Source organism: Dyadobacter sp. (genome assembly GCF_051859145.1).
In the GTDB taxonomy this organism is placed as follows: domain Bacteria; phylum Bacteroidota; class Bacteroidia; order Cytophagales; family Spirosomataceae; genus Dyadobacter.
The window spans coordinates 1-3761 of sequence record NZ_JBHYGF010000394.1; the positions used below are offsets into that span (position 1 = coordinate 1).

Genomic DNA, 3761 nt, shown 5'->3' on the forward strand with positions numbered 1-3761 from the left:
AACCGTCCTTTTCGCGGAATGGAGAATTATCAAGATTCACTGCAATGGTGTCGGTAGCGCTTTTCTGTTCTGAAAACGAGACAATGTAGCGCACGCCGAATTCGCTTTGGTAGCTCGGCAGCACCTCTACTACGAGCTTCTCAAATTTGTCTCTATGTTCCGGTGAAACTGTAAAATGGATTTGAACGTGACTGCCTGCATTCGCATACTTCGCACCTTCAACCAAATGCTCTTCCAAAGGTGTCCTGGGCCGCTCCGGGTAGTTGTGGAATTTCAACAATCCTTTTGGAAGCTCTCCGTATCCCAGTCCTTTTGTAGTTAGAAAATAAGATACAATCGTTTGTTCGTCAGCACTTTCAATTTGAAAACCATCCGATAAGAGAGACGCTTTCAGATCATCATAAAACGCGAATTCTTTCAGCTTTGCAAAAAACTCATCAACCGACTTATCCCTTTTATTTTCCTGCAAAAAACCAAAAAGCGACTTGAACATACGTGTCGCAGCTCCGGAAGCGGGTACAAATTTCAATAATGACACTTCTCCGTCGGATGCGCGCTTATCAAATTCAATGATCAGTTTTGAAATTTCTTCTTCTGTTAACCTGATAATTCCGTCACCCACAGTGGCTGCTTTGGAAAGTTGCAGGAATGGAAATCCATTTACAAAATATCCAACCTGCTCTTCGACAGTGCGGATATCACTTCCACGTTCTTCTATTTGCGTTATATCTTTTTCTATGAACATACTGTTATGGTTTAATCAGTGAAGTTTTAGGGCAATGTTAGCTAATAAAAGCGGCGTAAGAAGACACTATAACTATGCCCGATCTATTTATTTAAGTATCCGGAGTTTAGCAAAACTGAGTAAAAGGGTTTTTTCGCCGACAGTATCAAATTTTACGGTCGCCTTCCGGTCGGTACCATTTACATCCATTTTGGTTACAGTTCCAAAACCGAACTTCAAATGCTCGACCTGATCACCTTCCGCAAGATCAAAAGTGTCGCTTGGAACAAAATCAGGTGAGGGTACGTGGGTAGTTGTGGCACTGGGAATGGGCGCGGCTGGTTTTCTTTGCAGGTTCCTGGCAAAGGATGTAATTGGAGGCGGAGAATCTCGTTCCAATGCATGCTGCGTCATTTTGTTTACATTCAAGAAGCGCTGGTCTACTTCCAGCAAAAACCGGCTCGGTTCGCACATTTTAATGCGACCCCATTGATAGCGGCTTTCAGCGTATGAAAATGTCAACTTTTTCTCTGCCCGGGTGATCGCTACATAAAACAGTCTGCGCTCTTCTTCCAGGTCCTGCCTGCTTTCCAGCATCATCTGACTTGGGAAAAGGTCTTCTTCCAAACCGACAATGAACACGTTCCTGAATTCCAGACCTTTTGCCGAGTGAATGGTCATCATCGTAACCCGATCATGATCTTCGTTTTCGTCCGGCTCATCTGCATTTGTTAACAAGGAAACCGATTGCAGAAACGCGCTGAGCGTTTTGTCTTCATTTTGCTCGCTATCTACAAATTCTTTAATCCCGTTCAGCAATTCCTGGACATTCTCGTATCTTGACAATCCTTCAATGGTTTTGTCTTCATACAATTCACGCAGAATACCCGAAGCTTTGGCAATGTGAGATGCAATTTCGTACGCATCTCTTCCTTCTTCTACCTGTATTTTGAAGCTTTTAATTAATGTACCGAACTGCTCGATGGGCGTAATTGTGCGTCCGGTGGCATATTTTCCAATATTTGCAACTACATCCCAGATTGCCATTTCATTCTCTGAGGCAGTAACAGCTATTTTCGCAACGGTTGCGTCGCCAATTCCTCTTTTGGGAAGATTGATAATCCGCTTGAAAGCTTCTTCATCACGCTGGTTAACCGTAAACCGCAGATAAGCAAGCAGATCCTTGATTTCTTTTCTTTGGTAAAAAGATTGCCCTCCTATGATCCTGTATTTGATGCCAAGCTTTCGAAGCGCTTCCTCGAAGGAGCGTGATTGCGCATTGGTACGGTACAAAATGGCGAAATTCTCGTTTCTCAAAGCTTTTTGCATCTTCTCCTCAAAGATTGCAGTAGCCACGAGCCGCCCTTCTTCATTGTCCGAATTGGCTTTGAGTACGTCGATCAGCGAACCTTCCTCATTTTGCGTAAAGGTTTTCTTTTCGAGCTGCGCTTTGTTTCGCGCGATAACAGAGTTTGCAGCTTCAACAATCGTGCTTGTTGAACGATAATTTTGTTCCAGCTTGATTGTCCTTACATCCGGGAAATCTTTTTCAAAATTCAGGATATTTTCAATGTTTGCTCCCCGGAATGCATAAATGCTCTGTGCATCGTCACCTACCACCACTATGTTCCGGTGCACAGCCGATAATTTACGGGTAATGAGGTATTGAGAAACGTTGGTATCCTGAAACTCATCAACCATTACGTGCTGAAACTTGTGCTGGTACTTATATAGTACATCCGGAAAATCGCGGAAAAGCACATTCGTATTGAAGAGAAGATCATCAAAATCCATAGCATTAGCCTGAAAACAGCGGGTTGCATAGATCTTATATAACCTTCCTATTTCTTTCATTTTAGCCGCGTCATCATCAGCCTGGATGATTGCGTTGTTGATGTAATCGTCGGCAGAGATAAGGCGGTTTTTGGCTCCCGAGATTCTGTTAAAGACTACATTGGCCTTGTAGACCTTATCATCAAGGTTGAGTTCTTTGATGATACTTCTTAATAGTGACTTGGAATCATCAGTATCATAAATGGAGAAATCGCTTGTATATCCCAGGTAACGGGCTTCTATTCTAAGGATTTTGGCAAAAACTGAGTGGAAAGTTCCCATCCAGATATTTCTGGCCTCTGTACCTACCGCACCCTCAATTCGCTGGCGCATTTCACCGGAGGCTTTGTTTGTAAAAGTGAGCGAGAGGATCCTAAAAGGATCTACTCCATTTCCTATCAGATTTGCAATGCGATAGGTAAGTACTCTGGTTTTTCCTGAACCTGCACCCGCTATGATCATTAAAGGTCCATCTCCGTGCAACACTGCCTCTCGCTGGGGCTCGTTCAGGGTTGATAAATAGTCTGCCTGATTAGATATTGTATGTCTTTCTGATTTGCTCATGCCATTTGCTAAAACTCAAAGTTAGGAAAAACCATTTAACCGCTTCTTCCAGCCGGACAGAGAAGCTGTAAGTTTCCGTTGAAATAATCTTTATCGCTTAGAACAAGATTGATGCATTATCAGTTATTCTAAGCAGGTTTGTGCCGCCATAATTGAATTGATATAATGAATATAGAAGATCAGCCTTTGGAGGCGCAATGGGAGTTCTTGCTGAATAAGCTGGAAGGCCTGGTGGGAAAAAAGCCAGCTGACCTGAATGGCGTATTGTTTCTTATAGGAGTACAGGAGCTAGGTCAGGGCGCAAAGCGGTTCACAAAAGAACAGAAGCAGGATCTCATGCATATAGGTATATGCAAAGTGCTGAGCTTGTCAGGATATTATGCTTTGGAGTTCCTTGATAAGGATGGTTGGCCCCATTATAAGTTGGAGCGCGCTCTGCCACCAGGCGATTTAATGAAGCAAGAATCGTTATTAAAGATGCATGTGATGGAATACTTTAAATTTTTTTAAAAACTTTTTTGAGGTAATAGAATTCATTTTCAACTGGTTAGTTTAGCAACAGATATTTTGGCGTAAAATATTTACCAATTGGATTTGCAATTAAAGAAATAAGGCTGCACTTTTGCACTCCCAATCGGGA

General features: G+C 42.6%; 3 protein-coding genes. 1 reads left to right on the forward strand and 2 read right to left on the reverse strand.

Annotated features, from left to right (window positions below):
- Together ACTIE6_RS20015 and ACTIE6_RS20020 are read right to left on the reverse strand one after the other, a co-directional pair.
- Nucleotides 1-745 (reverse strand): DUF4301 family protein (locus ACTIE6_RS20015; RefSeq protein ID WP_439558333.1); only part of this gene is annotated, 745 nt, incomplete at its 3' end.
- A gap of 87 nt (nt 746-832) precedes the next feature.
- Nucleotides 833-3121 (reverse strand): ATP-dependent helicase, encoded by a 2289-nt coding sequence (locus ACTIE6_RS20020; protein ID WP_439558334.1) that lies wholly within the window; start codon nt 3119-3121, stop codon nt 833-835.
- A 165-nt stretch (nt 3122-3286) separates the two neighbouring features.
- On the opposite strand from ACTIE6_RS20020, the gene ACTIE6_RS20025 reads away from it, so the two are divergent.
- The gene (locus ACTIE6_RS20025) at nt 3287-3631 is read left to right on the forward strand and encodes a hypothetical protein (protein ID WP_439558335.1); all 345 of its coding nucleotides are present in this window, start codon (nt 3287-3289) and stop codon (nt 3629-3631) included.
- Nucleotides 3632-3761: the final 130 nt, after the last annotated feature.